Origin of the sequence: Bacillus sp. FSL L8-0099 (assembly GCF_038006385.1) — a bacterium.
GTDB classification, from domain to species: domain Bacteria; phylum Bacillota; class Bacilli; order Bacillales; family Bacillaceae_G; genus Bacillus_A; species Bacillus_A toyonensis.
Window position 1 is genome coordinate 4,438,095 of the sequence record NZ_JBBOVC010000001.1, and the last position, 25,331, is coordinate 4,463,425.

A 25,331-nucleotide genomic window follows, 5' to 3' on the forward strand; every position below is an offset into this window, starting at 1 on the left:
CTCTTCTCCTCCTCCTATTCTAATGGCGCTGATTTCATATCACGTTTAGCTACTATAATATGCTCTACGTCATTTAAATCAGCGGCAGGTTTTACATAAGCTGTTTTTGTTAAACCGTATGCATCTGGTTGAACATCAACGATTTCCCCAATCTCAAGACCTTTCGGGAAAATCTCCCCACCAAGTCCAGACGTTACAACCATTTGACCTTTAGCTACTGGTGCATCAGAGCCAATCTTTGTGAAAAGTAACAATTTTTTTTCTTTGTCATAACCTTCGATTAAACCGAAGATATTTTCATTTCCATGTACAACAGCAGAAACACGATTTGTTCGACTCATAGAACTTAACAACTCTACTGATGCTGTAAATTGAGATACACTTTTCACGCGTCCAACTAAACCTTTTGAAGTCATAACAGCCATATCCTTTTTAATCCCTTGCTGTGCTCCTTTATCAATTCCAATTAAATCGTACCATTTATCTGGATTGCGAGAAACAACAGTAGCTGGAATTTCAGAAAAATCGCTCGGCAACTCTTTTTTTTCAGTTAGCTGTCTTAATTTATTGTTGTCTTCCTCTAATTGCTTCACTTTAACTGATAAACTCGCATAGTTATCTATTTTTGCTTTTAATTCTTTATTCTCTTCATACGTGCGCTTTACATCCTCTACATTTTCAAAGAATCCAGCTACATATTTCGCTGGCTTTTGGAATACACGTTCTACAACACCGACAGTGTCTTTAACAAACTGCTCTGGCCATGTTAAACTGTTCCGTTCTTTCAATGAGATTCCAATCAATGCCACGAGAAGAATAATACTAACTAACAAAACAATTAATCTTTTGTTTAAGAAAAACTGTGGCACGTTCACACCCTCTTAATTCCATTGATTTTTATTTTGCAATATTATCGAGCAGCCGTTTTGAAAAGATCGATATTATCTAATGCTTTTCCTGTTCCAATTGCTACGCAATCTAATGGATCTTCTGCAACAAGAACTGGCATATTTGTTTCTTCACTAATCACTTTATCTAAGTTACGTAGTAATGCACCACCGCCTGTTAATACAATACCGCGGTCCATAATATCTGCCGCTAATTCAGGTGGAGTTTTTTCCAACGTATTTTTAACTGATTCTACAATTGCATCTACTGTATCTTTTAATGCATCCGCAATTTCTTCTGGTTGAATTAGTACTGTTTTTGGTAAACCACTTACTAAATCACGACCACGAATTTCCATAGGCTCGATACCTTCTGGCTCGCCTGCAGAACCGATTTCTAATTTTAATGCCTCTGCTGTTCTTTCACCAATCATTAAGTTATAGCTTTTCTTAATGTACTGAATGATTGAATCATCCATATCATCACCAGCAACACGAACTGATTGACTTGTTACGATACCACCTAATGAGATGATTGCAACTTCTGTTGTACCACCACCGATATCAACAACCATACTACCAGTTGGTTCCCAAACAGGTAAGTTCGCACCAATTGCTGCTGCAAATGGTTCTTCGATTGGATATGCATCACGAGCACCCGCTTGACGAGTCGCATCAATTACTGCACGTCTTTCAACAGCTGTAATACCAGACGGTACACATACCATTACATACGGTTTACGTGAGAAGAAGCCGTTTGATTTTTGAGCTTGTTGAATGTAATATTTCATCATTGTTGCTGTTGTTTCGTAATCAGCAATTACACCGTCTTTCATCGGACGAAGTGCTACTACGTTTCCTGGTGTACGACCAATCATTTGTTTTGCATCGCTACCTACAGCAACGATTTGTTTCGTATCAGTTTGTAATGCTACTACTGAAGGTTCACGTAAAACTACACCTTTTCCTTTTACATATACAAGCGTGTTCGCAGTTCCTAAATCTATTCCAAGATCGCGAGTAAAGCCACCAAATCCAAACATATTTTTTATCTTCCTTTCTTGTTTTCACGGACTCATTTTTTTTCTTATTTTATATTATAAAAACAGTACGTTTTTTATATCTATATCCTTTTTGCAGATAATTTTCTACAAAAAACTCATAAATCACATTATAAAACAAAATAAGTAAAAAGCATAGTCTTAAATATGACCTTTTTCCTTTAAACTCACGAATTTATGGTCACCTATTATAATATGATCAAGCACTTCAATTCCGATAATCTGGCCGCATTCTACTAAACGTTTTGTTACTTCAATATCTTCTCGGCTCGGCGTAGGATCTCCTGAGGGATGGTTATGAAGACATATGATAGAGGCTGCTGCACGGCGGAACGCTTCTTTAAAGACTTCCCTTGGGTGTACAATTGACGTGTTTAAACTTCCAATGAATATCGTTTGCCTATGTATAACTTGATTTTTTGTATTTAAATATAAACAAACAAAATGCTCTTGTTGTAAAAAGCGTAGTTCTTCCATCATGTATTTCGCACAATCTTCTGGGCTTCGAATGCTATATCGATTTTGATACTCTAAACGTACCATTCTTCTACCTAGTTCAAAAGCAGCCATAAGCTGAGATGCCTTTGCAATCCCAACACCATGAATACTGATTAACTCTTCTAACGTTGCATCTTTCAACATACGTAAACCATCAAAGTGATGTAAAATTTTATCTGACAACTTTAAAACTGTCTCTTCTTTAGAACCTGTTCTGAGTAACACTGCAAGAAGCTCCCGATTTGATAAACTCCCTGTTCCTTCTAATAATAAACGCTCCCGTGGCTGTTCTTCTCTGACAACATCACGAATACCGTTCATCTCTCCACCCCTTTTACCTGTTCTCTCAAAGAAAACCCCATGCAATTTTACGCATGGGTTACATCAATATCAAATTGTTTTAATTCCCGGACAAGACGTGCAATTGGTAAGCCGACTACACTGTAGTAATCTCCTTGAATATGTTGAACAAAAATAGACCCTTTTCCTTGGATACCATAACTTCCTGCTTTATCAAGAGGTTCTTTCGATGCAACATATACGTCAATTTCTTCTTCTGTTAATTCCCAAAACGTAACTTCTGTACGCTCATAAAAAGTGACCGTTTTTTCTTTCGATATAATTGCCACACCTGTATACACTTCGTGTGTTTTTCCTGATAATAATTGTAACATTTCTTTCGCCTCAACCTCATTAGAAGGCTTTCCAAGAATACGCGACTCATATGTAACGATTGTGTCTGCACCTAACACAATGTGATCACTATTATTTTCTGCTACCGCAGATGCTTTTTGCAGGGCAAGGGACATAACGATATCAGGAGGTGATGAATACGCACCAATCGTTTCTTCCACTTCACTTACAACGATTTCAAACGGTACGCCAGCTAACTCCAGCAATTCCTTCCTCCGAGGTGATCCTGAAGCTAAAATAATTTTTCTCATATTTTCTCCTTCCTTTCTCACATGAAGCAGAACAATTTACATCAATCGTATCAAAGGAATAGTTTATCCACAAATGAAAGAAATATTATTTTCTCTAAACAAAATAATATTTCTTTACTGCATACGATTATATTCCAGCCATAGAGAAAGCACTTTGCTCTAAATTTAAAAGAAAAGAAAGAAGTATCTATACTTCTTTCTTCGTCATTTCATTATCTTATCATTTCACTTTTTGCGAAACAATTTTTTCATACGAAAGTATACCATCAATAACAACTTGATTTAATTTCGCCAAAGATTCTTTATCGCCCTTTCCGTCCTTCACTGTTTGCACAGCTATTGACGTATACATATACAGTTTTTTTACCTCCTCCTGCTTCATACTTTTCCCTACTTTTTCAATCGCTTTCCATTCTTTCTCAATTACTTCTATATCTTTTGCATTACTTTTCCCACCAGCTTGTACGCTAGAAGCATATTTTGCTAAATGAGTATATAATGGCTGTACTTTTGTTAAGAATGCTCCTATTTCTTTATCATCTTTAAGCAACGCTTTATCCGTAATATCCCAGTTCTTTTTTAAAACGGAGACACCATCATTTTTATACTGCGTCATTAATTGATTTATAGCCTGTTCATCGCTAGCAATACCAACAATTAGTGCATACTTATCACCGCTCGGTTTCAAAGCAGCAACCCCTCCGTTACCTTTCCATTCTTCAAGAGCGGCCTGTCCCGTTTCTTTGGAAGAATAAAGCCCACCTTGAACAAAAAATAATTTCATTGGCTCTAATGCCGTTCCTGTCTGCGCTTTTTGTTTTTCCTCTTTTGATGCTGGTGTTTGTTCTGCCGTTCCATCCACTTTTGATTCTTCATTTCCAGTCTGCTTCGAAGCCGTTACCGTACTTTCCCCTGTTGTCCCTTGTCCTGTGAGTAACTGCAGCATTCCCATTCCAAACGCCGTACCAATTATAATTGCAGTTGTAACAATTACAATTAATGTATTACTCCACTTCTTTCTGTATTTTTCCATGGACGCTGATTTCTTTTTTTGAAACGGAACAACGTTTTTCGGTCTTTCACTTTCCACTACCATCCATTCAAACTCATCTTTCTTCTTTTCTTCATACTTCGCTTCTGTTCCATTTACTTTCACCGAGATCGTTCGTGATTGCTTGTCCATACACTCACACCTCACCTCTTGTCGTTGTCCGCATCATATCATATTCATTTCACAAAAAAACGAGATATTTGTCAGAGAAATTCGCCAAATAACCCTATATAATTATCTTATATGTATGCATTTGACTTCATTTGTAGAACAAAAAAACTAGATAGCAAAGGCTATCTAGTTTTTCTCGCGAATATATTTTCTAACTTCAGAAATGAAATATAGAGAACCCGTTATGATAAAGACATCATTTCCCCCTATCATTTCAACCTTTGTATCAATTGCCTCTTTCCAATTTTCAAAGACTAATTTTGATTTTTTTTGCGAATGCGCTGCAAGTTTGTCAGCGGAAATGGCACGATCAAAGGCGAATGTTGTAAAAATAATTTCATCGGCAATTGTTTCTAATTGACCTACCATATTATGCAACTGTTTATCACCAAGCGCAGTAAATAAAACTATTATATTTTTATCTTTATAATGTGCCTCTACTGTTTTCACAAGACTCTCAATACCTTCTGGATTGTGAGCACCATCTATTATAATATCAGGATTATTTTTCAGCTTTTCAAATCGGCCAATCCAATACGCTTCATGTAATCCAGCTCTTATTTCCTCTTCCTCAATTAAAAATGATACATATGTTTTTAAATACATAATTGCCATAAGTGCTAGTGAGGCATTTCCTACTTGGTGAACACCTTTCATTGACATTCGAACATCTTCAAAAGATGCGAAAGGACAAGCAAAATCAAAACGTTCCCCATCTTCGTTAGACTGTTTATGTAACGCTGTAAAATGTTTGCCCAGTTCATATAAGTTTGCATGATTTTCCTTTGCAACCTTTTGAATGACCTGCAATGCTTCATCATCTTGCACGCCTGTAATAACCGGAACACCCGACTTAATAATTCCTGCCTTCTCATACGCAATTTCTCCTAGTGTATCCCCTAAAATATGCATATGATCGTGACCGATATTTGTAATAATTGTGAGAACAGGATGAATAACATTCGTAGAGTCAAAGCGCCCTCCAAGCCCTGTTTCAAATAAAACAACATCACAGAAATTGATTTTACCGAAATAACAAATTGCCATAACAGTAATAATCTCAAACTCAGTCGCTTCCCCTAAATTCGTCTCGTCTAGTTTTTCAACGACTGGCTTTACTATGTTTACAAGTTCCGCAATCTCTTCATCTGCAATTGGTGTTCCGTTCACACTAATACGCTCATTAAATGTTTCAATGTAAGGAGAGGTAAATGTTCCAACCTTATATTTTGCGCCTTCTAGCATGTAGCGCATATACGTTAAAGTTGAACCTTTTCCATTTGTACCAGCAAGATGAACACATTTTATATGACGCTCTGGATTTCCGAGTTCTTCTAGCATCCAGTTCATTCTTTCTAATCCTGGTTTAATACCAAACTTCAATCGACTATGAATCCACCCTATCGCTTCTTCGTATGTATGTATCACGTATGTTTTCCCCTTTCAAAAGACAACCTTCATCATTCTATTATACGCAAAGAAAAGAGACTCACCAATATAGTGAGTCTCTAAAATACACTTTATTTCTCAAGATCTGCTAGACGTTGGCGAACTGCTTCGCGTTTTTCTAGGTAATCTTGCTCTTTCGCACGCTCTCCGTCAATAACTGCCGCAGGAGCTTTCGCTACGAATCCTTGGTTTGAAAGTTTCTTCTGTACACGTTCTACCTCTTTATCGAACTTCTCAAGTTCTTTTTCAAGACGTGCTCTCTCTTCGTCAAGGTTGATAAGATCAGCTAACGGTAAGAATAACTCTGCACCTGATACGATTGCAGTCATCGCTTTTTCTGGCGCTTGTAAATTCGTTTGAATTGTTAATTCACTTGGGTTACAGAAACGCTCAATGTAAGAGCTGTTTTTCGTAAGTTGAGCAAGGATAGCCTCATCTTTTGCTTTAATTTGCATTTGAACTTTTTTGCTCATTGGCGTATTTACTTCTGCACGGATGTTACGAACAGAGCGAATGATATCAACTAGAAGGTGCATTTCTGCTGCCGCTTCTTTATCTTGTAAATCTTCACGAACTGTTGGCCAAGCCGCTACTGTAATAGACTCGCCTTCATGCGGTAAATGTTGCCAAATCTTCTCTGTTACGAACGGCATGAATGGGTGTAATAGACGCATCGTTTGGTCTAATACGTAAGCTAAAATAGAACGAGTTGTTTTCTTAGCTGCTTCATCTTCACCGTATAGTGGAAGTTTCGCCATCTCAATGTACCAGTCACAGAAATCATCCCAAATGAAGTTGTATAATGAACGACCAGCTTCACCGAACTCATATTTATCCATGTTACGTGTTACACTTTCAATCGTTTCGTTTAAGCGAGTTAAAATCCACTTATCTGCAACTGATTTTTCACCAGTTAAATCGATTTCTTCATACTTCATATCATCCATGTTCATTAATACGAAACGTGATGCGTTCCAAATTTTATTAATGAAGTTCCAAGTAGATTCTACTTTTTCCATGCTGAAACGTAAATCTTGGCCTGGTGCACTTCCTGTTGATAAGAAGTAACGCATTGCATCTGCACCGTACTTCTCGATAACATCCATCGGGTCGATACCGTTACCAAGAGATTTACTCATTTTACGTCCCTGTTCATCACGAACTAAACCGTGAATTAATACATCTTTAAATGGACGCTCTCCTGTAAACTCTAAACCTTGGAAAATCATACGAGATACCCAGAAGAAGATGATGTCATAACCAGTTACTAAAGCATCTGTTGAATAGAACTTTTTAAAGTCTACTGCCTCTTCATTTGGCCAACCAAGTGTTGAGAACGGCCATAACGCTGAGCTAAACCATGTATCAAGTACGTCGTTATCTTGATTCCAGTTTTCAATATCCGCTGGCGCTTCAGTACCTACGTATACTTCACCAGTTTCTTTATGATACCAAGCTGGAATGCGGTGTCCCCACCATAATTGACGAGAAATACACCAGTCATGAATGTTTTCCATCCAGCGTAAGTATGTGTTTTCAAAACGCTCTGGTACGAACGTTACTTTTTCTTCTTCTTTTTGTTGAAGTGCTACTGCTTTTTCTGCAAGTGGAGCCATTTTTACGAACCATTGTGTTGATAAATAAGGCTCAACAACTGCACCGCTACGCTCACTATGACCTACTGAATGCATATGAGGCTCAATTTCTACTAATACGTCCGCTTCTTGTAAGTCTTTCACTAACGCTTTACGGCATTCGAAACGGTCCATACCGTTATACTTACCAGCTTTTTCGTTCATCGTTCCATCTTCGTTCATTACTAAGATGCGTGGTAAGTCATGACGGTTACCTACTTCAAAGTCATTCGGGTCATGAGCTGGTGTAATTTTTACAACGCCTGTTCCAAAGTCTTTTTCTACGTACTCATCGGCAATAATCGGAATCTCACGGCCTACGATTGGAAGGGTAACTGTTTTTCCGATTAAATGTTTGTAACGATCGTCTTCTGGATGAACTGCTACAGCTGTATCACCAAGCATCGTTTCTGGACGAGTAGTTGCAAGACGAATGTGACCAGAACCATCTGTTAACGGATAGTTCATATGGTAGAATGCACCTTGAACCTCTTTATGAATTACTTCGATATCAGAAAGAGCTGTACGTGTTGCTGGGTCCCAGTTGATAATATATTCACCGCGGTAAATTAAGCCTTTTTCGTATAATTGAACGAATACTTTATTAACTGCATCAGATAAACCTTCGTCTAATGTGAAACGTTCACGAGAATAGTCTAGTCCTAAACCAACTTTCCCCCATTGTTGACGAATGTGAGAAGCGTACTCTTCTTTCCACTCCCAAGCTTTTTCAAGGAATTTCTCACGGCCAAGATCGTAACGTGAAATACCTTCTTCACGAAGTTTTCCTTCTACTTTCGCTTGTGTTGCGATACCCGCATGGTCCATTCCTGGAAGCCATAATACATCGTATCCTTGCATACGCTTCGTACGAGTTAAAATATCTTGAAGAGTTGTATCCCAAGCATGACCTAAGTGTAACTTACCAGTTACGTTCGGAGGTGGAATTACAATTGTATACGGTTGTTTCTTCTCGTCTCCTGTTGCTTCGAAATATTTGCCTTCAAGCCACCATTGATAAAGGCCTTCTTCAACGGACATATGATCATATTTAGTTGGTAAATTCTTTTCCGTGTTTGACATTATTTTCCCTCCTTAAAATAAAAAATGCCCCTCATCCAAAAAAGGACGAGGGACATCGCGGTACCACCTTTATTTACAAACAAATTCAGAATTTGCTTATACTCTTAATTTGATAACGGACAAATCCGTCTTTTCCTAATGAGAACTATTCCGTTCAGAAAAGATGCTCCAGGGCTACCTTCTAACATAACTATCTAGAGAATCTCCCAGCTAATGATTCTCCTCTCTGAAGACGTTTCATGTTATACTCTTCCCCTTCAAGGCATTTATATGATTGTTAATTATTATATACAATAGTGTAAAAAACGAAACCTTATTCGTCAAGATAAATTTAAGACTATCACTTTCCGGGCGAATATAAAAAAGATAAGTAGCATCCTCCACTTATCTTTTTTACCCCTCTATTTACGGGCGGTAATCCCCCCGCCACTGATTAAAGTTTCACTTTATCCGTTCCCTTGCTGGGCAGCTTGTAATTGTGACAGGAAATATTCTACATTGCTAACGAGCCAATGTGATTGTTGCAAGCTCTTTACTCCGCGAATCTCATTTTCCTTATTGCGACTCTGCCTTCTTTTTTTATAAGACTCAATTTGCCGAATAAATTGCGATGGATAGGTCATGTAAGCATACATAAGCAGTTGCTCTTCTTTCGTAAACGGGAAGTTTTTTTGGTACATTTGATACCATTCAAAACGATCACTTCGCGCAATTGGATATGTGTTTAAAGACCGCGAATAAAACCCTACAATATCTTGCACAGGCGTTGCAAACTTCGATTTTTCTAAACTAATAAAATAGCCATTCCGTTCATAGTCAAATAAAAAATGATTAAGTGACACGTTACCATGCACAAAAGTAATGCGTGTTTTATCTTTTTCTTTCATCGCATCGTTCCACTCATTTAATTGCTTCGTTGCAAATTCACGCGCCCTCATTACATGATGATAGTACGTACAATATTGTAATTCAAACGGAGACATATACCACTTCGCTTCAGATTCTACAAGAAACTCTTCTAACATCTCACCATCATTTTCCCAACGATCGGATATACTTGTGTAATGTTTTTCTAAATCTTCTTCTGTATATGTTTCTTCTTTCACCGTTTTTTGGTGCAACGTTCCAAGTGTTTGAAACATTTTATGGTATTGATCATTATCCTCGCCGTTTCCTTCCGCACGTTCTAACCAAGGCATTAAATAATAATTATAAGTCCCGTCACTTAAAATATAATTCCCATCCGTCGCATGGTATATAGGTACATAATTTGAAAAACCTTTCTCCTTCAAATATTGAATATGATGTAGAAAGTTATTCCGCTCTAACTTTCTATCTTCTATTTTCTTTAGCGCATATGGACCTTGATTCGTGTAAATTTTCGTTACACTTCCGTGCTCTTCCATATGCTGCGTATCCAATCTATATTGCCTTACAATGGGTTCATAGCGATTTCGTAATTCAATATCCATACGAATGACCCTTTCTATTCAAAACATAGCCTCTAGGACAATAGGGGAGTGAAAGCACTCACCCCCTTATTTCACCTTTGCTTTTGAAACGGGAATATAAATAATTTGTCCCGTAGTTAAATATATATCTTCTGTTTGATTAACACGGTATAAATTTTGTACAGACGTGTCATAACGTTCTGCAACAGATTCGATTGTATCCCCTTCTTGCACGAAATACATTCTTAACTTCGTAAATTCTTCTTCCGGTTCTTTCGTAAATAATTGTGTTAAATAAAGCGCATTTTCATCTCGCTGTGAGTATGCCTCTTCTTGCTCTTCCTGCTTTTTCGCCTTTTCTTTTTGATAATCTTTTCGTCCAAACAATTCAAATTGCAGCGTCGTTTCTTGCCCCTCTTCACGCTCCGCAAATTCATGTTCTGCCAATTCCTCTTCCGCTTCTTCTTGCTCTTTTCTTTCTTCTAGCTGGAACGGTTCAAATGCGTAATCTTCCCATTCATCTGATTCTTTATAGGTTGGTTCCGCTACATGCGGCGCGGGTCTATTTTCATCCCCTTCAGCTGAATCATCTTCTAACTCAGCATACGCCGTTTCTTCCTCTTCATCCTCGATTCTTTCCTCATCACATAAACCTGTAATAGATATATCCGCTAATAATTGTAAGCAACCATTTTCCTTCAATTCATAATCAAATTCTTCAATTGATACATATAATTCTTCAATTACTTTCACTCGATTTCTTGGAATTGATATTTCAAGTGGAAAGGAATGAACAAGTTCATTCACCCCATCTTCCCTTGTTTCTACATAATCAATTGACTTTGCTGGCGATAGTTCTCTTAATGAATAGGCCGAATCATCTTGCCTTGCAACATACTCCCCCGTTAAATCTAACTGCCCTCTCACGATAACTTCATGATCAAGCTCTTCTATCTCAACGTCTGGATCTAACGAAATTGACAAAAGTTCTTCGACTTCCTGTCCTTTTTGGAACCAAACAGATTCTTTTAATGAAAATCGTAACGAATGATCTGTTGTCACTTCTTTTCCCCCTCCCAAACTATATGTCATTACAGATTTATGTATGTAAAGCCCACTTTATGAATAAAAAAAATCGCTCCCCTTATGGAGAGCGATTTTCTCTAATATATTATGCTTGTAACTTTGACATTGCAATTTCAGCCGCTGCAATCGTCGCTTCAATATCTGCATCACTATGCGCTGTCGATAAGAACAAACCTTCAAATTGAGATGGTGGCAAGAATACACCTTGTTCTACCATTTCACGATAGTAAGCCGCGAAGAATTCTAAGTTTGAAGATTTCGCTGTATCGTAATTAATAACCGGCTCATCTGTAAAGAAAATACCAATCATAGAGCCTGCACGGTTAATATGATGAGGAATACCATATTTTTCAGCCGCCTTACGTAGTCCCGCTTCTAACATTTCTGCTTTACGCTCAAACTCTACATATGATTCTGGCGTTAATTGTACTAACGTTTCATAACCTGCTGCCATTGCAAGTGGGTTACCTGATAAAGTACCAGCTTGATAAATCGGCCCGCTCGGCGCAACTTGACGCATAATTTCTGCTTTACCACCGTACGCCCCTACTGGTAAGCCACCACCGATTACTTTACCTAAACAAGTTAAATCAGGTGTTACACCGTAGTAACCTTGTCCACAGTTATAAGCAACACGGAATCCTGTCATTACTTCATCAAAAATAAGCAGTGCACCGTTTTGTTCTGTTACTTCACGAAGCCCTTCTAAAAATCCTGGTTGCGGAGGAACAACCCCCATATTCCCTGCTACTGGTTCTACAATTACACAAGCAATATCATCACCGAATTGTTCAAAAGCGTACTTCACACTTTCTAAATCATTATAAGCTACTGTAATCGTATTTTTCGCTACACCTTCTGGTACGCCAGGGCTATCTGGTAAACCTAGAGTCGCCACACCAGAACCAGCTTTAATTAATAACGAATCACCATGACCGTGGTAACAACCAATAAATTTTAAAATTTTGTTACGGCCTGTATAACCACGAGCTAAACGTAGTGCACTCATTGTCGCTTCTGTTCCAGAGTTAACCATGCGGACAATTTCAATCGATGGTACACGCTCAATAACAAGTTTCGCTAATTTATTTTCGATTTCTGTCGGCGCACCGAAGCTTGTACCTCTTTCAGCAACAGATTTTAACGCTTCAACAACACGATCATTTGCATGACCATGAATTAAAGGACCCCATGATAATACGTAATCGATGTATTCATTTCCATCAATATCATATACTTTAGAGCCTTTTCCACGCTCCATAAACAATGGATTCATACCAACAGATTTAAAGGCACGAACAGGGCTATTTACGCCACCAGGCATTAAGTCTTGTGCCTCTTCAAACGCCGCAATCGATTTATCAAACTTTTTCATTATTTAGCGCCTCCTTCTTGTAACCATTTTGCTGCATCTTTCGCATGATACGTAATAATTAAGTCTGCTCCTGCACGTTTCATGCTAATTAATTTTTCAAGCACAACTTCTTTTTCATTAATCCAGCCATTTTGCGCTGCCGCTTTAATCATTGAATATTCACCACTTACGTTGTAAGCAACGATTGGTAAATTAAAGTTATTTTTCACATCACGAATGATATCTAAGTAAGAAAGAGCTGGCTTTACAATTAAGAAATCAGCACCTTCCACTACATCTGATTCTGCTTCACGGAATGCCTCCATACGGTTCGCTGGGTCCATTTGATATGTTTTACGGTCACCAAATTGCGGCGCGCCGTGTGCAGCATCACGGAACGGTCCATAAAATGCTGATGAATATTTCACAGCGTACGACATAACTGGTACGTGTCCAAAACCATTCTCATCTAACGCATGGCGAATTGCTGTTACGAATCCGTCCATCATGTTTGATGGCGCAATAATGTCCGCTCCTGCTTTCGCTTGGCTTACAGCTGTTTTCGCAAGTACTGCAAGAGACTCGTCATTTAAAATAATACCATCTTCAATTACACCGCAATGACCATGGCTTGTGAATTGACATAAACATGTATCTGCAACTACTACTAACTCAGGGAACTCATCTTTAATTTGCTTAATGGCACGCTGTACAATTCCATGATCACAATATGCTGATGATCCAACTTCATCCTTTTCAGCAGGTAAACCAAATACAATAACAGAACGAATACCTAAATCAACAACCTCTTGCATTTCAGCTTGCAATAAATCTAAAGAGATTTGATATACACCCGGCATAGAAGGAACTTCATTACGAACATTCTCTCCTTCTAATACAAAAATAGGGTAAATAAAATCTTCCGTATGTAAAAACGTTTCACGCACAAGCGCACGCATGCCCCCGCTTTGTCTTAAGCGACGATGACGATTAAATTGTAAAGAGTTCATAAATTTCTATCCCCATTCTTTTATTTTGTCCCGCGTTAACGGGCAGTAAGACTCCCATCTCAAAATTCGGCTAGAGCAAAGAAGTTAGATGGGAAATCAACTGCCCATAAACGCCCAATTGGTGAGGGCTAATAATTAGTGGGGAATGAACCTCCCACTAATTAAAGTTTCACTTTATAGATTCACAAATGCATTGTAGTAATGCTTCTACAGTGTACTCTTTCGGCACAATAACATGCGGAAAATAAAGGTTCGCTTCTTTTTCCGTAATAGGCCCTATACAAGCAATTGTACATTTTTTTGTCCATTCTCTCCAGTTTGTGCCCTCCAGTAAACGAACAAAACTATCAACAGTTGAAGGACTCGTAAATGTAATAACATTTACTTCCCTTACTTTCAATGCTGTTATAAGTTCTTGTTTTTTCTCTACATTTACTTTCGTACCGTATACGATTAGCTCATCTAGAGAAACACCAATTCCCCGAAGTTTAACTGGAATTACATCTCTCGTTAAATTCCCTTTCGGAAATAAAATACGCTCGTTTCCACTTAATTCTTTTAGAAACTCTTCGGCAAACACTTCTGCAACAAATGAGGTTGGAACAAAATGAACTTGATAGCCCCTTTTTTCTAACTCTAATTTTGTTTTCACGCCTACCGCAGCGATTTTAATAGTTAATGGTAGTTTCTTTTCTAAACCATCTAGAAAAAAAGTTACACCATTTTTACTCGTAAAAATAACCCAGTCATACGAATGTAGCCGCCTTGCTGTATGGTGAATTCGCCTATGAGATGTGCCTTCCATACGCAAAAGCGGAATTTCCAATGGAATTCCGCTCCGTTCTTTCACTGCTACACTCATTTGTTTCGCTTGATGCTGGGCACGTGTAATCAATACTGTTTTGCCAGCAAGAGCATTCATATTTATCTTTGTCCCTTATTTGCAGCAAGAATGAGTTCTTTTGCGCCTTGTTTAATTAAACGGTCCGCAGCCTCTAGCCCTACTTCCTTTGGTTCAACGCCTACCACTGTCTCTTTTAATAAAACAGAGCCGTCCATAGAACCGACAAGAGCTGTTAATTCGATTGCATCATCCTTTGTAAGAGTTGCATATCCAGCGATCGGAACTTGACATCCACCTTCAAGTTTATGAAGAAATACTCGCTCCGCTGCCACTGTTCTCTCTGTTACAGCATCATTCATATGCGATAACAACTGTAATAAATCGTTATCGTCCTTACGACATTCAATCGCTAATGCACCTTGTCCTACAGCTGGTACACATAACGTTTCATCTAAATGTTCTGTAATCACTTCATCATCCCAGCCCATTCTTTGTAATCCAGCTGTCGCTAAAATAATTGCATCATAATCTTCTTCTTTTAATTTACGTAAACGTGTATCGATATTTCCGCGAATCCATTTCACTTGTAAATCTGGTCTCGCAGCTAATAACTGTGCACTACGTCTTAAACTACTCGTTCCTAAAATCGCACCTTCTGCTAAATCTTTAAATGATTCTCCGCTTTTAGAAATAAAAGCATCACGAGGGTCAACACGCTTTGGTGTACAGCCAATCATTAATCCTTCTGGAAGTACGGCTGGCATATCTTTCATACTATGTACAGCCATATCGATTTCTTTCATAAGTAACGCATGTTCAATTTCTTTAACGAACAAACCTTTTCCGCCTACTTTTGAAAGAGTAACATCTAAAATCACATCACCTTTAGTGACAATTTCTTTCACTTCAAATTCATATGGTAAACCAAGTGCTTTTAACTGATCAATAAACCAGTTTGTTTGCGTCAATGCTAGCTTACTCTTTCGTGAACCTACAATAATTTTGCGCATAATTCTCTCTCCTCATTATAAATACCAAAAGTGGAAATTAGATAAACTACTTAATAGAAAAATGTTAACTAGCATTACGAGAAAGGCCCCTACATTCCACAGTACAATTTTCTTCCCTTGCAACACATCTGCCGCTCGTAAATACAAGCCCGTACAATATACAAATAGAACGACAAACGAACCGATTACTTTCGTATCATACCAATGAAAATTGTCCAATTTTGTATATCCCCATATGCATCCTAATAAAATTGCTAGTAAGAAAAATGGAACAGAAAATAAATTTAACCCGTAAGACGTAGATTCAAGCTTCGGCAAATTCCCTAACCTTCTTAATCTCGCATTCCACTTTTTCTTTTTTAATAGGCGATATTGCAGTAAATACATAATAGAAAAAATAAACGATACCGTAAACGTTGCATAAGAAATAATCGCCATTCCAACATGCACGTATACAAGTTCTGAAACTAATTGCTCTGCAAGTACTGGCGACATCTTTCCGAGCGGTGTAAAAATAGAAAAGGCGCTTACGCCAAATGCTACAACATTTGTAAAGAAGACTAAAAAGTCAACGCGCATAAATCGATTTATGACTAACGACATCGTAATCAATAACCAAACATAAAAATAAATCCCTGATAATAAAGTTAAAATGGGATTCGTTTCTGAATCTGTCGCCCTAAGCAACATAAAAATAGACTGCAATACCCATACAATCGAAAGTAACCAAAAAGCAAATCGGTTCGCCTTTCGGTTACTTTGGAAATAATCTATAAAATATAAACTAATGCTACAAGCATATAAAATAATTGCAATATGATAAATAATACTGTTATTTAAAAAACTCATCCGATCATCCTTCCAAATTATAAAGATGGAACGGATGGTGTCCACACTCTTTTATGTTCTACTTCTTCCGCACGACTCTCTACTTCTTCCGTTTCTAAATCAAAAATCTTTGCAAATAACGCTAATTTTTCGCCCGCCCCCTCTTCAGCAGCTATTTCTTTTGCTACTAAAATTGGGTCTTTTAATAATTGGTTAATAATACTTTTCGTATGCTTACTAATTACTTTTTTCTCACGATCACTAAGATTTGGTATTTTTCGTTCAAGACTTTCCATCGTTTCGCTTTGAATTACAAGTGCCTTATCACGAAGAGCTGCTATTAACGGAACAACACCAAGTGTACTTAACCACGTTTTAAATAGAACAATTTCCTCTTCAATCATAAATTGAATTTTCTCTGCTTCTTTCAAACGCTCCGCACGATTTGCTTCCACTACTCCTTGCAGATCATCAATGTCATATAAGAAAGAACCTTCTAACTCATCAATTGCTGGATCAATATCACGTGGCACTGCAATATCAACCATAAATAAAGGACGACCAGAGCGCATTTTCTCTACCTTTGTCATCATCTCTTTCGTAATGACATACTCTGATGCACCAGTGGAACTAATTAAAATGTCCGCTTCTAATAATGCACATTGTAATTCACTTAAAGATTTTGCATGTCCCATATATTTCTCAGCCATTACTTCCGCTTTTGAAAGCGTTCTATTCATAACGGTTACTTTACGAGCACCGCTTCCGTATAAATTTTGTAATGCAAGTTCTCCCATTTTACCAGCACCAAGAATAAGTACATGACAATCTGTTAACTCACCAAATATTTTCTTTCCAAGTTCAACAGCAGCATAACTAACAGACATTGCACTCTCACCAATTGTTGTTTCTGAGTGAGCGCGTTTTGCTAACGTAATGACTTGCTTAAACAATTCATTAAAAATTGTACCTGTCGCTTTTACTTGTTGCGCTTCTAAAAAGCTATCTTTTATTTGACCTAAAATCTGCGTTTCTCCAACTACCATAGAATCTAAACCGCACGTTACGCGGAATAAATGATCTATTGCACCATCTTGTTCAAAAATAGTTAAATATGGTGCGACTTCTTCTATTTCAAGCTGAAACCAATCAGCTAAAAACTTCTTAATATAATACCGTCCCGTGTGTAATTGATCGACAACAGCATAAATCTCAGTGCGATTACAAGTTGATACAATGACATTTTCTAACACGCTCTTTTGACTTTGTAATGTAGTCATTGCTTGTTCTAGCTCTGCTGCCTGAAATGTGAGTTTCTCACGAAATTCTACAGGGGCTGTTCGATAATTTACACTAACAACAAGAATATGCACGCAGCATGTCCCCCTTCACCCGTTTTATCACTTTATCTACTATCATAATACAACTTTCCTCTTATGAATCTGACAATCGTGTGAACAACCGATTATTTTTTATATATTCTCCGTATGTAATAAAGGAGATTCAGTAAAACTAATAAAAAGCTCCCTACTTTATAATGATTATAAATTAATAACTCTATTTGTACGTTACCAAAAAAAGTCCTCATAATCAAGTGATGGAAACTATTCCATATAAATTATAACATCATCTTTCCTATCTTCTTTCATCATGAAGGAAAATATGTATGATTGTTCCAAAATATAGCACACACTTTCTCAATACAATGTATTTGACATTGTATTTATTTTTCGTTATATTAGTTTTACAAAATTAAATTGTGCACAATTTAAAAAGAAAGGAGTTATTCATGATAGAAGATTCTTTGCATCTAGATAACCAACTTTGTTTTTCTATTTACGCCTGTTCTAGAGAGGTTACACGTTTTTATCGACCGTATTTAGACGAAATGGGTATTACGTACCCTCAGTACATTACTTTACTTGTACTATGGGAACAAGACGGACTAACAGTAAAAGAAATTGGAGAACGTCTATTTCTAGATTCCGGCACGTTAACACCTATGCTAAAACGGATGGAATCATTAAACCTTGTAAAACGTGTTCGTTCAAAAGAAGATGAGCGAAAAGTTTGTATTGAATTAACAGAACAAGGTAAAGATTTAAAAGAAAAGGCTTGTTCATTACCGAAAACGATGGCTACAAATTTAGGAATTACAGAGCAAGAGTATCGTTCTTTATTAACCCAATTAAATAAACTAATTGAAACAATGAAAACAATAAATGATAGAAAAGGGGAATAAACATGGATAAATTATATACTGCTTCAGTAACAGCAACAGGTGGAAGAAACGGGAAAGTAGTTTCAGATGATGGCATATTAAATCTTGATGTAAAAATGCCGAAAGCATTAGGTGGTGCTGGCGGGGAAGCAACAAACCCTGAGCAACTATTTGCCGCTGGTTATGCCGCTTGTTTTGATAGTGCATTGCAACTTGTCATTCGTACAAAACGAGTGAAAGTGGAAAGTACAGAAGTAACTGCTCACGTTTCTATCGGAAAAGATACAGATGGTGGTTTCGGACTATCTGCTGTACTTGACGTACATGTCGCTGGCGTTTCTCATGCCGAAGCACAAGAACTTGTAGAAGCCGCTCACGGTGTATGTCCGTACTCTAAAGCAACACGAGGGAATATTGAAGTAACATTAAACGTACGCTAAAAATTTATACAAACAAAAAACGCGCGACATTCGTCACGCGTTTTTTGTTTTTGTCATTTTATGAATTGCCTTCCACGCTTCTTCTTTTCCAAGTCCTGTTTCAGAAGAGAATAGAACGATTTCATCGCCAATTTCAACAGCAAGCGTTTCTTTTACAACTTTTAAATGCTTTTGCCATTTCCCTTTCGGAATTTTATCGGCTTTCGTCGCAATAATAATTGTTGGAATTTCATAATGCTTTAAGAAATCATACATCATCACATCATCGTTTGTTGGTTGGTGACGTAAATCTACTACTAATACAGCTGCATCTAATTGCTCACGTGTTGTAAAGTACGTTTCAATCATCTTGCCCCATGCTGCACGTTCCGTTTTAGATACTTTCGCATATCCATAACCTGGAACGTCAACAAAATGCATCATTTCATTGATTAAGAAAAAGTTCAGCGTTTGCGTTTTTCCTGGTTTAGAAGAAATACGTACTAACTTTTTACGATTTAAAATTTTATTAATGAAGGAAGACTTCCCGACATTTGAACGACCTGCTAATGCAATTTCTGGTAAATCACTGTCTGGATATTGTTCTGGTTTAACAGCACTAATTACAATATCTGCTTTTGTTACTTTCATTGTTTCACTCCTACTAATGCGTGCTCCAATACTTCGTCTAAATGAGATGCAAGCACAAACGTAAGATTTTCTTTTACGCTTTCTGGAATATCATCTAAATCTTTCTCGTTCTCTGCTGGCAAAATAATTTTTGTTAAGCCTGCGCGATGAGCACTTAATGTTTTTTCTTTCAATCCACCAATTGGTAATACACGGCCACGAAGTGTAATTTCACCTGTCATACCAACTTCTTTACTTACAGGAATACCTGTTAGTGCAGAAATAAGTGCCGTTGCCATCGTAATACCTGCTGACGGTCCATCTTTTGGAACTGCTCCTTCTGGAACGTGAATATGAATATCATTTTTCTCATGGAAATTTGGATCGATATGAAGCTCTTCGGCACGAGAACGAATATAGCTAAACGCAGCTTGTGCTGATTCTTTCATAACATCCCCAAGTTTCCCTGTTAAAATTAATTTCCCTTTACCTGGCGCTACAGACACTTCAATTGCAAGTGTATCGCCGCCCGCTGCTGTATAAGCTAACCCGGTTGCCATTCCGACTTGGTCTGTTTTCTCTGCTTGTCCATAACGGAATATGTGTTTACCAAGTAAATCTACAATATTTTTCTCTGTCACAACAATACGTTTACGTTCCGCTGTAACGATAATTTTCGCTGCTTTACGACAAACCTTTGCAATTTGGCGCTCTAGCGTACGAACACCAGCCTCACGTGTATAATAACGAATAATTTCAAGAAGCGCTTCATCACGTACTTGTAAATTACCTTTTCGTAAGCCATGCTCTTTTAATTGTTTCGGCAATAAATGCTCTCGAGCAATGTGCACCTTTTCCAGTTCTGTATACCCAGCAATCGAAATAATTTCCATGCGGTCAAGTAATGGACCCGGAATACTTGAAAGTGTATTAGCGGTTGCTACAAACATAACTTTCGATAGATCATATGGTTCTTCAATGTAATGATCACTGAAGTTATGATTTTGTTCTGGATCTAACACTTCAAGTAATGCTGCTGATGGATCGCCACGGAAATCGTTAGACATTTTATCAATCTCATCTAATAAGAAGACTGGATTAACTGTTTTCGCCTTTTTCATACCTTGAATAATGCGTCCCGGCATTGCTCCAACGTATGTACGACGGTGACCACGAATTTCAGATTCATCACGCACACCACCAAGGGATACACGGACAAAATTACGATTTAATGATGTCGCAATTGAACGAGCTAACGAAGTTTTCCCGACCCCTGGAGGGCCTACTAAACAAAGGATAGGTCCTTTTAATGAGTTCGTCAATTTTTGTACAGCTAAATATTCAAGCACTCGCTCTTTTACTTTTTCAAGACCGTAATGATCTTTGTTTAAAATCTCTTCAGAATGAACAAGATCAATCATATCCTCTGTCGCTTCTGTCCACGGAAGTGCTAATAACCAATCAATATAATTGCGAATAACACCGCTCTCCGCAGAACTTGCTGGTAGCTTTTCATAACGATCTAATTCTTTCAGTGCAGCCTTCGTTGTTTCTTCAGGCATTCCTGACTGTTCAATTTTCTCACGAAGTTCTTCTACTTCCCCGCCCTTACCTTCTTTATCGCCAAGTTCAGTTTGAATCGCCTTCATTTGCTCACGTAAGAAATATTCTTTTTGCGTGCGTTCCATTGAACGTTTCACTTTTTGTCCAATTTTCTTTTCTAAACTAAGTAACTCTTGTTCATCTTGAATAATTGAAATAAGTGTATGTAATCGTTCTTTCACAGATACAATCTCTAAAATTTCTTGTTTCTGTTTCGTTTTAATTGGCAAGTGAGAAGCAATTAAATCAGCTAGTCTTCCTGGTTCTTCTACATCAGCTACCGTTGCAAATGTTTCATTTGATACTTTTTTCGAAACTTTAATATATTGTTCGAAATGCTCCAGTAACGTACGCATAAGAGCTTTCTCTTCTAAATCATCTTCCACTTCTTCAGTTACCGTTTTAATAGAAACTTGTACTACATTTTCTTCCTCGATAAACTCTACTACTTCTGCTCTATGTAAACCTTCTACAAGGACACGAAGCGTACCGTTCGGCAATTTTAACATTTGCTTCACTTTCGCCACTGTACCTACACTATATATGTCATCTTCTTTCGGATCATCGATATTCATTTCTTTTTGCATCGCTAAAAAGATGATATTTTCATCCATTGCCGCCTGCTCTAGTGCCTGTATCGATTTATCACGTCCTACATCAAGATGCAGAACCATCGTTGGATATACGAGAACGCCTCTTAATGGTAGGAGGGGTACGATTCTTTCATTCGTATTCATACTAGACATAGCACCTCCATAATAAATTAAACTCCTGTTCAACTATTTTATATTACAATACATCTAGATGCAATTGCAGAGATTCTGAGCAATTATAAATCCCTTGTTTTTTCTCCCTTATGAAAAGAAAAAAAGACTCCGCTTAAGCATACAAACTTAAACGAAGTCTGGCAAATTTTATTATCATTCATTCTCACATGGATTGTGCATCTGTTTCGTCTACAGTAGTATGTACATCAAGCTCTCGATGCATATTTTCCTGCATAAATGTTAGCTCAAATACTTCTTTTAACTTACGAACAGGAATGATTTCAATTCCCTTTATTGTGTACAAAAACGGTTGCATGTTTTCAGCAGGAATAATGACTTTCTTAGCTCCTGCTTTTTTCGCAGCCTTTATTTTTGCGTATACACCACCAATAGGCTTCACTTCTCCATGTATACTTATTTCACCTGTCATCGCCACTTCATTATTCACATATGTACGATGCACGGCTGAGTAAACACCCGTTGCCATAGCAATCCCTGCAGAAGGACCATCGATCGGGATACCACCTGGAAAATTAATATGTATATCGTACCCTTCTGGCAACACATCTAAAGAACGAAGTACTGTTAATACATTATCTACAGAACCTTTCGCCATACTTTTACGACGAATTGATTTCGTTTGGCTACCAATACTTTCCTCTTCTACAATACCGGTAACATTTACCGACCCTTTATCTTTCGCCGTGATTGCTGTTACTTCTATTTCTAATAACGCTCCTGTATTCGGTCCGTATACAGCAAGTCCGTTTACAAGACCGATCCTCGGAATAGGGTAAATACGTTTTTCATATTTCGGTGCAAGCTGACTAGAATGAACAACCCACTCTATATCTTCATCTTTAATGAAAGAACGTTCTTCATTTATCGCCATACCAGCAGAGATTTGCACGAGATTAATTGCTTCTCGTCCATTTCTTGCATACATACCAATCATTTCAATACCGTTCTCACCGATTTGCATTTCCACTTTGTCGGCTGCATTCTTCGCTACTTTTTGAATTTCTTCTGTATCTAGCTCACGGAAAAATACCTCTAAGCAACGAGACCGAATAGCAGGTGGAATTTCCTCTGGTGAACGTGTTGTCGCTCCAACTAAGCGGAAATCTGCTGGTAAACCTTTTTGAAAAATATCATGTATATACGTTGGAATCATCGTATTCTCTTCACTATAGTACGCACTTTCTAAAAATACTTTTCGATCTTCTAACACCTTTAACATTTTGTTCATTTGAATCGGATGTAGTTCACCAATTTCATCAATAAACAAAATACCACCATGTGCATCTGTTACTGCGCCTTTTTTCGGTTGTGGAATACCTGCTTGCCCCATCGCACCAGCACCTTGATAAATCGGATCATGAACCGAGCCAATTAAAGGATCTGCAATACCACGTTCATCAAACCGAGCTGTCGTCGCATCAAGTTCGATAAATGTTGCATTCGTACGAAATGGAGATTTCGGATTTCGTTTCGCCTCTTCTAATACAAGACGCGCTGCCGCTGTCTTTCCGACACCTGGCGGGCCATATATGATTACATGTTGCGGATTCGGACCACAAAGAGCCGCTTTTAACGACTTAATCCCGTCTTCTTGCCCTACAATATCTAAAAAGGATGTAGGGCGCACCTTTTCCGCAAGCGGCTCTGTTAGAGAAATCTCACGCATTTTACGAAGCTGTTCTAATTCTTTTTTTGATTCTCGATCAATTGAAACTTTTTGTGTTCGCTGATTTCGAAGTAAGTGCCAAAAATATAATCCGACAATTACACCAAAAACAAGTTGAACAAGTAAAAATATATTTGTCCAGCTCATCATTTATTTCCTCCCGCAATGTTTTATCATTTAGTATTTCCGCGGAAGAACGTAGCTAAACATAAAGAAAAACAGCAATTATAAAAATTGCTGTTTCTCTTTCGCATTATGCAGATGTTTTTGTATCAAGTACAGTACCGTCTTGTAGCACCAATTTCGGTGGCTCATTATCAGCTACTGTTTCTTTCGTAAGAATACACTTCTCGATATCTTTGCGAGATGGAAGTTCAAACATTACATCAAGCATTAAGCCTTCAATAATAGAACGAAGTCCACGAGCACCTGTTTTACGTTCAATTGCTTTTTTCGCAATCTCAATCAGTGCGCCTTCTTCAAACTCTAACTCAACATCGTCAAGCTCCAACAGTTTTTGGAATTGCTTAACAAGTGCATTTTTCGGTTTCGTTAAAATATCAACAAGAGCATCTTCATCAAGTGGCTCTAGGTTCGCAATAACTGGAAGACGACCGATAAACTCTGGAATTAAACCAAATCTTAAAAGGTCCTCTGGTAATACGTGAGATAGAACATGCTTTTCATTTACATCAGCATTTTTCTTCTCTGAACCAAATCCAATTACTTTTTCACCAAGGCGACGTTTAATAATTGGCTCAATGCCATCAAACGCTCCACCACAAATGAATAGGATATTCGTTGTATCAATTTGAATGAATTCTTGATGCGGATGCTTACGACCACCTTGAGGTGGAACGCTTGCTACAGTACCTTCTAAAATTTTCAGAAGTGCCTGCTGTACACCTTCACCAGATACATCACGTGTAATTGATGGATTTTCGGACTTACGTGCCACTTTATCAATCTCATCAATATAAATAATTCCTTTTTCCGCTTTTTCTACATCATAATCAGCCGCTTGAATTAGTTTTAGTAAAATGTTTTCTACATCTTCCCCAACGTATCCAGCTTCTGTTAAAGATGTTGCGTCCGCGATTGCAAATGGAACATTTAAAATACGCGCTAATGTTTGTGCCAATAATGTTTTACCACTACCTGTTGGCCCAATAAGTGAAATATTACTCTTCGCTAATTCTACATCATCAATTTTGCTGTTAGAATTAATACGTTTGTAATGGTTATATACCGCTACCGCTAGTGCTTTTTTCGCGTTATCTTGTCCGATGACATACTCATCTAAGATTTCACGAATTTCTACCGGTTTCGGTACATCTTTGAATTCTACTTCTTCGTCCTTCGCAAGCTCCTCTTGTACAATTTCAGTACAAAGCTCGATACACTCGTCACAAATGTAAACACCTGGACCTGCAACTAACTTTCGAACTTGCGTTTGTGTTTTACCACAGAAAGAACATTTTAATTGCCCTTTTTCATCATTAAATTTAAACATATTTTCACACCCCTTACAAAGTGCTAACCTCTTGCCTTCGTATGTACACGATAAATGTATCGTATGTAAATACATATTATGTCACTACGTAGCGAGAAATACAAATAATATGACTAGTTATGTACAAATAA

The 25,331-nt window shown here is 37.7% G+C and carries 21 protein-coding genes and 1 other annotated feature; of the genes, 2 read left to right on the forward strand and 19 right to left on the reverse strand.

What is annotated here, in order from left to right:
• Nucleotides 1–14: 14 nt before the first annotated feature.
• The 15 genes from mreC to hemA all read right to left on the reverse strand — a co-directional run bounded on the left by mreC (nucleotide 15) and on the right by hemA (nucleotide 17,734).
• Complete coding sequence (mreC, locus tag MHH42_RS22565) at nucleotides 15–869, reverse strand: rod shape-determining protein MreC (RefSeq protein ID WP_001135475.1); 855 nt, start codon at nucleotides 867–869, stop codon at nucleotides 15–17.
• Nucleotides 870–910: 41 nt separating this feature from the next.
• Nucleotides 911–1,930 carry a cell shape-determining protein MreB gene (gene mreB / locus MHH42_RS22570; protein ID WP_000466737.1) on the reverse strand — a complete coding sequence of 340 codons (1,020 nt, stop codon included), beginning with the start codon at nucleotides 1,928–1,930 and terminating at the stop codon, nucleotides 911–913.
• Between the two features lie 159 nt (nucleotides 1,931–2,089).
• Nucleotides 2,090–2,767: a DNA repair protein RadC gene (radC, locus tag MHH42_RS22575; RefSeq protein ID WP_001013401.1), complete on the reverse strand. Its 678-nt coding sequence runs from the start codon at nucleotides 2,765–2,767 to the stop codon at nucleotides 2,090–2,092.
• Between the two features lie 47 nt (nucleotides 2,768–2,814).
• Entirely contained in the window at nucleotides 2,815–3,390 is a 576-nt protein-coding gene (locus tag MHH42_RS22580) for a Maf family protein (protein ID WP_001226282.1), read from the reverse strand.
• Between the two features lie 220 nt (nucleotides 3,391–3,610).
• Nucleotides 3,611–4,573 carry a hypothetical protein gene (locus tag MHH42_RS22585; RefSeq protein ID WP_016109132.1) on the reverse strand — a complete coding sequence of 321 codons (963 nt, stop codon included), beginning with the start codon at nucleotides 4,571–4,573 and terminating at the stop codon, nucleotides 3,611–3,613.
• 165 nt (nucleotides 4,574–4,738) lie between these two features.
• Nucleotides 4,739–6,040, reverse strand: a complete 1,302-nt coding sequence (locus MHH42_RS22590) for a bifunctional folylpolyglutamate synthase/dihydrofolate synthase (RefSeq protein ID WP_097837559.1) — start codon at nucleotides 6,038–6,040, stop codon at nucleotides 4,739–4,741.
• A 92-nt stretch (nucleotides 6,041–6,132) separates the two neighbouring features.
• The gene (locus MHH42_RS22595; protein WP_000072227.1) at nucleotides 6,133–8,778 is read right to left on the reverse strand and encodes a valine--tRNA ligase; all 2,646 of its coding nucleotides are present in this window, start codon (nucleotides 8,776–8,778) and stop codon (nucleotides 6,133–6,135) included.
• A 38-nt stretch (nucleotides 8,779–8,816) separates the two neighbouring features.
• Nucleotides 8,817–9,048: a binding site (T-box leader), on the reverse strand.
• A gap of 176 nt (nucleotides 9,049–9,224) precedes the next feature.
• The gene (gene ysxE / locus MHH42_RS22600) at nucleotides 9,225–10,250 is read right to left on the reverse strand and encodes a spore coat protein YsxE (RefSeq protein ID WP_000350668.1); all 1,026 of its coding nucleotides are present in this window, start codon (nucleotides 10,248–10,250) and stop codon (nucleotides 9,225–9,227) included.
• A 66-nt stretch (nucleotides 10,251–10,316) separates the two neighbouring features.
• Nucleotides 10,317–11,321, reverse strand: coding sequence for a stage VI sporulation protein D (gene spoVID, locus MHH42_RS22605; protein WP_340894175.1), 1,005 nt, complete (start codon nucleotides 11,319–11,321; stop codon nucleotides 10,317–10,319).
• Nucleotides 11,322–11,400: 79 nt separating this feature from the next.
• On the reverse strand, nucleotides 11,401–12,690 hold the full coding sequence (hemL, locus tag MHH42_RS22610) for a glutamate-1-semialdehyde 2,1-aminomutase (protein WP_016109134.1): 1,290 nt from the start codon (nucleotides 12,688–12,690) through the stop codon (nucleotides 11,401–11,403).
• Nucleotides 12,690–13,679: a porphobilinogen synthase gene (hemB, locus tag MHH42_RS22615; protein WP_016109135.1), complete on the reverse strand. Its 990-nt coding sequence runs from the start codon at nucleotides 13,677–13,679 to the stop codon at nucleotides 12,690–12,692. Before hemB ends, hemL begins: the two co-directional genes overlap by 1 nt.
• 169 nt (nucleotides 13,680–13,848) lie before the next feature.
• Entirely contained in the window at nucleotides 13,849–14,601 is a 753-nt protein-coding gene (hemD, locus tag MHH42_RS22620; RefSeq protein WP_340894177.1) for a uroporphyrinogen-III synthase, read from the reverse strand.
• A gap of 2 nt (nucleotides 14,602–14,603) precedes the next feature.
• Nucleotides 14,604–15,533: a hydroxymethylbilane synthase gene (hemC, locus tag MHH42_RS22625; RefSeq protein ID WP_016109137.1), complete on the reverse strand. Its 930-nt coding sequence runs from the start codon at nucleotides 15,531–15,533 to the stop codon at nucleotides 14,604–14,606.
• 15 nt (nucleotides 15,534–15,548) lie between these two features.
• The gene (locus tag MHH42_RS22630) at nucleotides 15,549–16,382 is read right to left on the reverse strand and encodes a cytochrome c biogenesis protein (RefSeq protein ID WP_000009003.1); all 834 of its coding nucleotides are present in this window, start codon (nucleotides 16,380–16,382) and stop codon (nucleotides 15,549–15,551) included.
• A 17-nt stretch (nucleotides 16,383–16,399) separates the two neighbouring features.
• Complete coding sequence (gene hemA, locus MHH42_RS22635) at nucleotides 16,400–17,734, reverse strand: glutamyl-tRNA reductase (protein ID WP_000547854.1); 1,335 nt, start codon at nucleotides 17,732–17,734, stop codon at nucleotides 16,400–16,402.
• 416 nt (nucleotides 17,735–18,150) lie between these two features.
• Between hemA and MHH42_RS22640 the strand changes: the two genes are divergently transcribed.
• The gene (locus MHH42_RS22640) at nucleotides 18,151–18,603 is read left to right on the forward strand and encodes a MarR family winged helix-turn-helix transcriptional regulator (protein WP_000568750.1); all 453 of its coding nucleotides are present in this window, start codon (nucleotides 18,151–18,153) and stop codon (nucleotides 18,601–18,603) included.
• A gap of 2 nt (nucleotides 18,604–18,605) precedes the next feature.
• Nucleotides 18,606–19,022: an organic hydroperoxide resistance protein gene (locus MHH42_RS22645; protein WP_000359777.1), complete on the forward strand. Its 417-nt coding sequence runs from the start codon at nucleotides 18,606–18,608 to the stop codon at nucleotides 19,020–19,022.
• A 33-nt stretch (nucleotides 19,023–19,055) separates the two neighbouring features.
• Here MHH42_RS22645 and ysxC read toward each other — a convergent pair whose 3' ends face one another.
• From ysxC to clpX, 4 genes are all read right to left on the reverse strand, one after another.
• Entirely contained in the window at nucleotides 19,056–19,652 is a 597-nt protein-coding gene (gene ysxC, locus MHH42_RS22650) for a ribosome biogenesis GTP-binding protein YsxC (RefSeq protein WP_000869123.1), read from the reverse strand.
• The gene (lon, locus tag MHH42_RS22655) at nucleotides 19,649–21,979 is read right to left on the reverse strand and encodes an endopeptidase La (protein ID WP_000097313.1); all 2,331 of its coding nucleotides are present in this window, start codon (nucleotides 21,977–21,979) and stop codon (nucleotides 19,649–19,651) included. The genes ysxC and lon overlap by 4 nt, the downstream gene beginning before the upstream one ends.
• A 184-nt stretch (nucleotides 21,980–22,163) precedes the next feature.
• Nucleotides 22,164–23,834 carry an ATP-dependent protease LonB gene (gene lonB / locus MHH42_RS22660; protein ID WP_033657339.1) on the reverse strand — a complete coding sequence of 557 codons (1,671 nt, stop codon included), beginning with the start codon at nucleotides 23,832–23,834 and terminating at the stop codon, nucleotides 22,164–22,166.
• A gap of 106 nt (nucleotides 23,835–23,940) precedes the next feature.
• A complete protein-coding gene (gene clpX / locus MHH42_RS22665; protein WP_000472286.1) occupies nucleotides 23,941–25,200 on the reverse strand; it encodes an ATP-dependent protease ATP-binding subunit ClpX in 1,260 nt (419 codons plus the stop codon).
• Nucleotides 25,201–25,331: the final 131 nt, after the last annotated feature.

Coding starts and splice junctions, on each gene's coding strand:
- mreB (WP_000466737.1), bottom strand. CDS start 1,930: ATGTTTGGATTTGGTGGCTTTACTCGCGATCTTGGAATAGATTTAGGA.
- radC (WP_001013401.1), bottom strand. CDS start 2,767: ATGAACGGTATTCGTGATGTTGTCAGAGAAGAACAGCCACGGGAGCGT.
- MHH42_RS22580 (WP_001226282.1), bottom strand. CDS start 3,390: ATGAGAAAAATTATTTTAGCTTCAGGATCACCTCGGAGGAAGGAATTG.
- MHH42_RS22585 (WP_016109132.1), bottom strand. CDS start 4,573: ATGGACAAGCAATCACGAACGATCTCGGTGAAAGTAAATGGAACAGAA.
- MHH42_RS22595 (WP_000072227.1), bottom strand. CDS start 8,778: ATGTCAAACACGGAAAAGAATTTACCAACTAAATATGATCATATGTCC.
- ysxE (WP_000350668.1), bottom strand. CDS start 10,250: ATGGATATTGAATTACGAAATCGCTATGAACCCATTGTAAGGCAATAT.
- spoVID (WP_340894175.1), bottom strand. CDS start 11,321: ATGACATATAGTTTGGGAGGGGGAAAAGAAGTGACAACAGATCATTCG.
- hemL (WP_016109134.1), bottom strand. CDS start 12,690: ATGAAAAAGTTTGATAAATCGATTGCGGCGTTTGAAGAGGCACAAGAC.
- hemB (WP_016109135.1), bottom strand. CDS start 13,679: ATGAACTCTTTACAATTTAATCGTCATCGTCGCTTAAGACAAAGCGGG.
- hemD (WP_340894177.1), bottom strand. CDS start 14,601: ATGAATGCTCTTGCTGGCAAAACAGTATTGATTACACGTGCCCAGCAT.
- hemC (WP_016109137.1), bottom strand. CDS start 15,533: ATGCGCAAAATTATTGTAGGTTCACGAAAGAGTAAGCTAGCATTGACG.
- MHH42_RS22630 (WP_000009003.1), bottom strand. CDS start 16,382: ATGAGTTTTTTAAATAACAGTATTATTTATCATATTGCAATTATTTTA.
- MHH42_RS22640 (WP_000568750.1), top strand. CDS start 18,151: ATGATAGAAGATTCTTTGCATCTAGATAACCAACTTTGTTTTTCTATT.
- MHH42_RS22645 (WP_000359777.1), top strand. CDS start 18,606: ATGGATAAATTATATACTGCTTCAGTAACAGCAACAGGTGGAAGAAAC.
- ysxC (WP_000869123.1), bottom strand. CDS start 19,652: ATGAAAGTAACAAAAGCAGATATTGTAATTAGTGCTGTTAAACCAGAA.
- lon (WP_000097313.1), bottom strand. CDS start 21,979: ATGTCTAGTATGAATACGAATGAAAGAATCGTACCCCTCCTACCATTA.
- lonB (WP_033657339.1), bottom strand. CDS start 23,834: ATGAGCTGGACAAATATATTTTTACTTGTTCAACTTGTTTTTGGTGTA.
- clpX (WP_000472286.1), bottom strand. CDS start 25,200: ATGTTTAAATTTAATGATGAAAAAGGGCAATTAAAATGTTCTTTCTGT.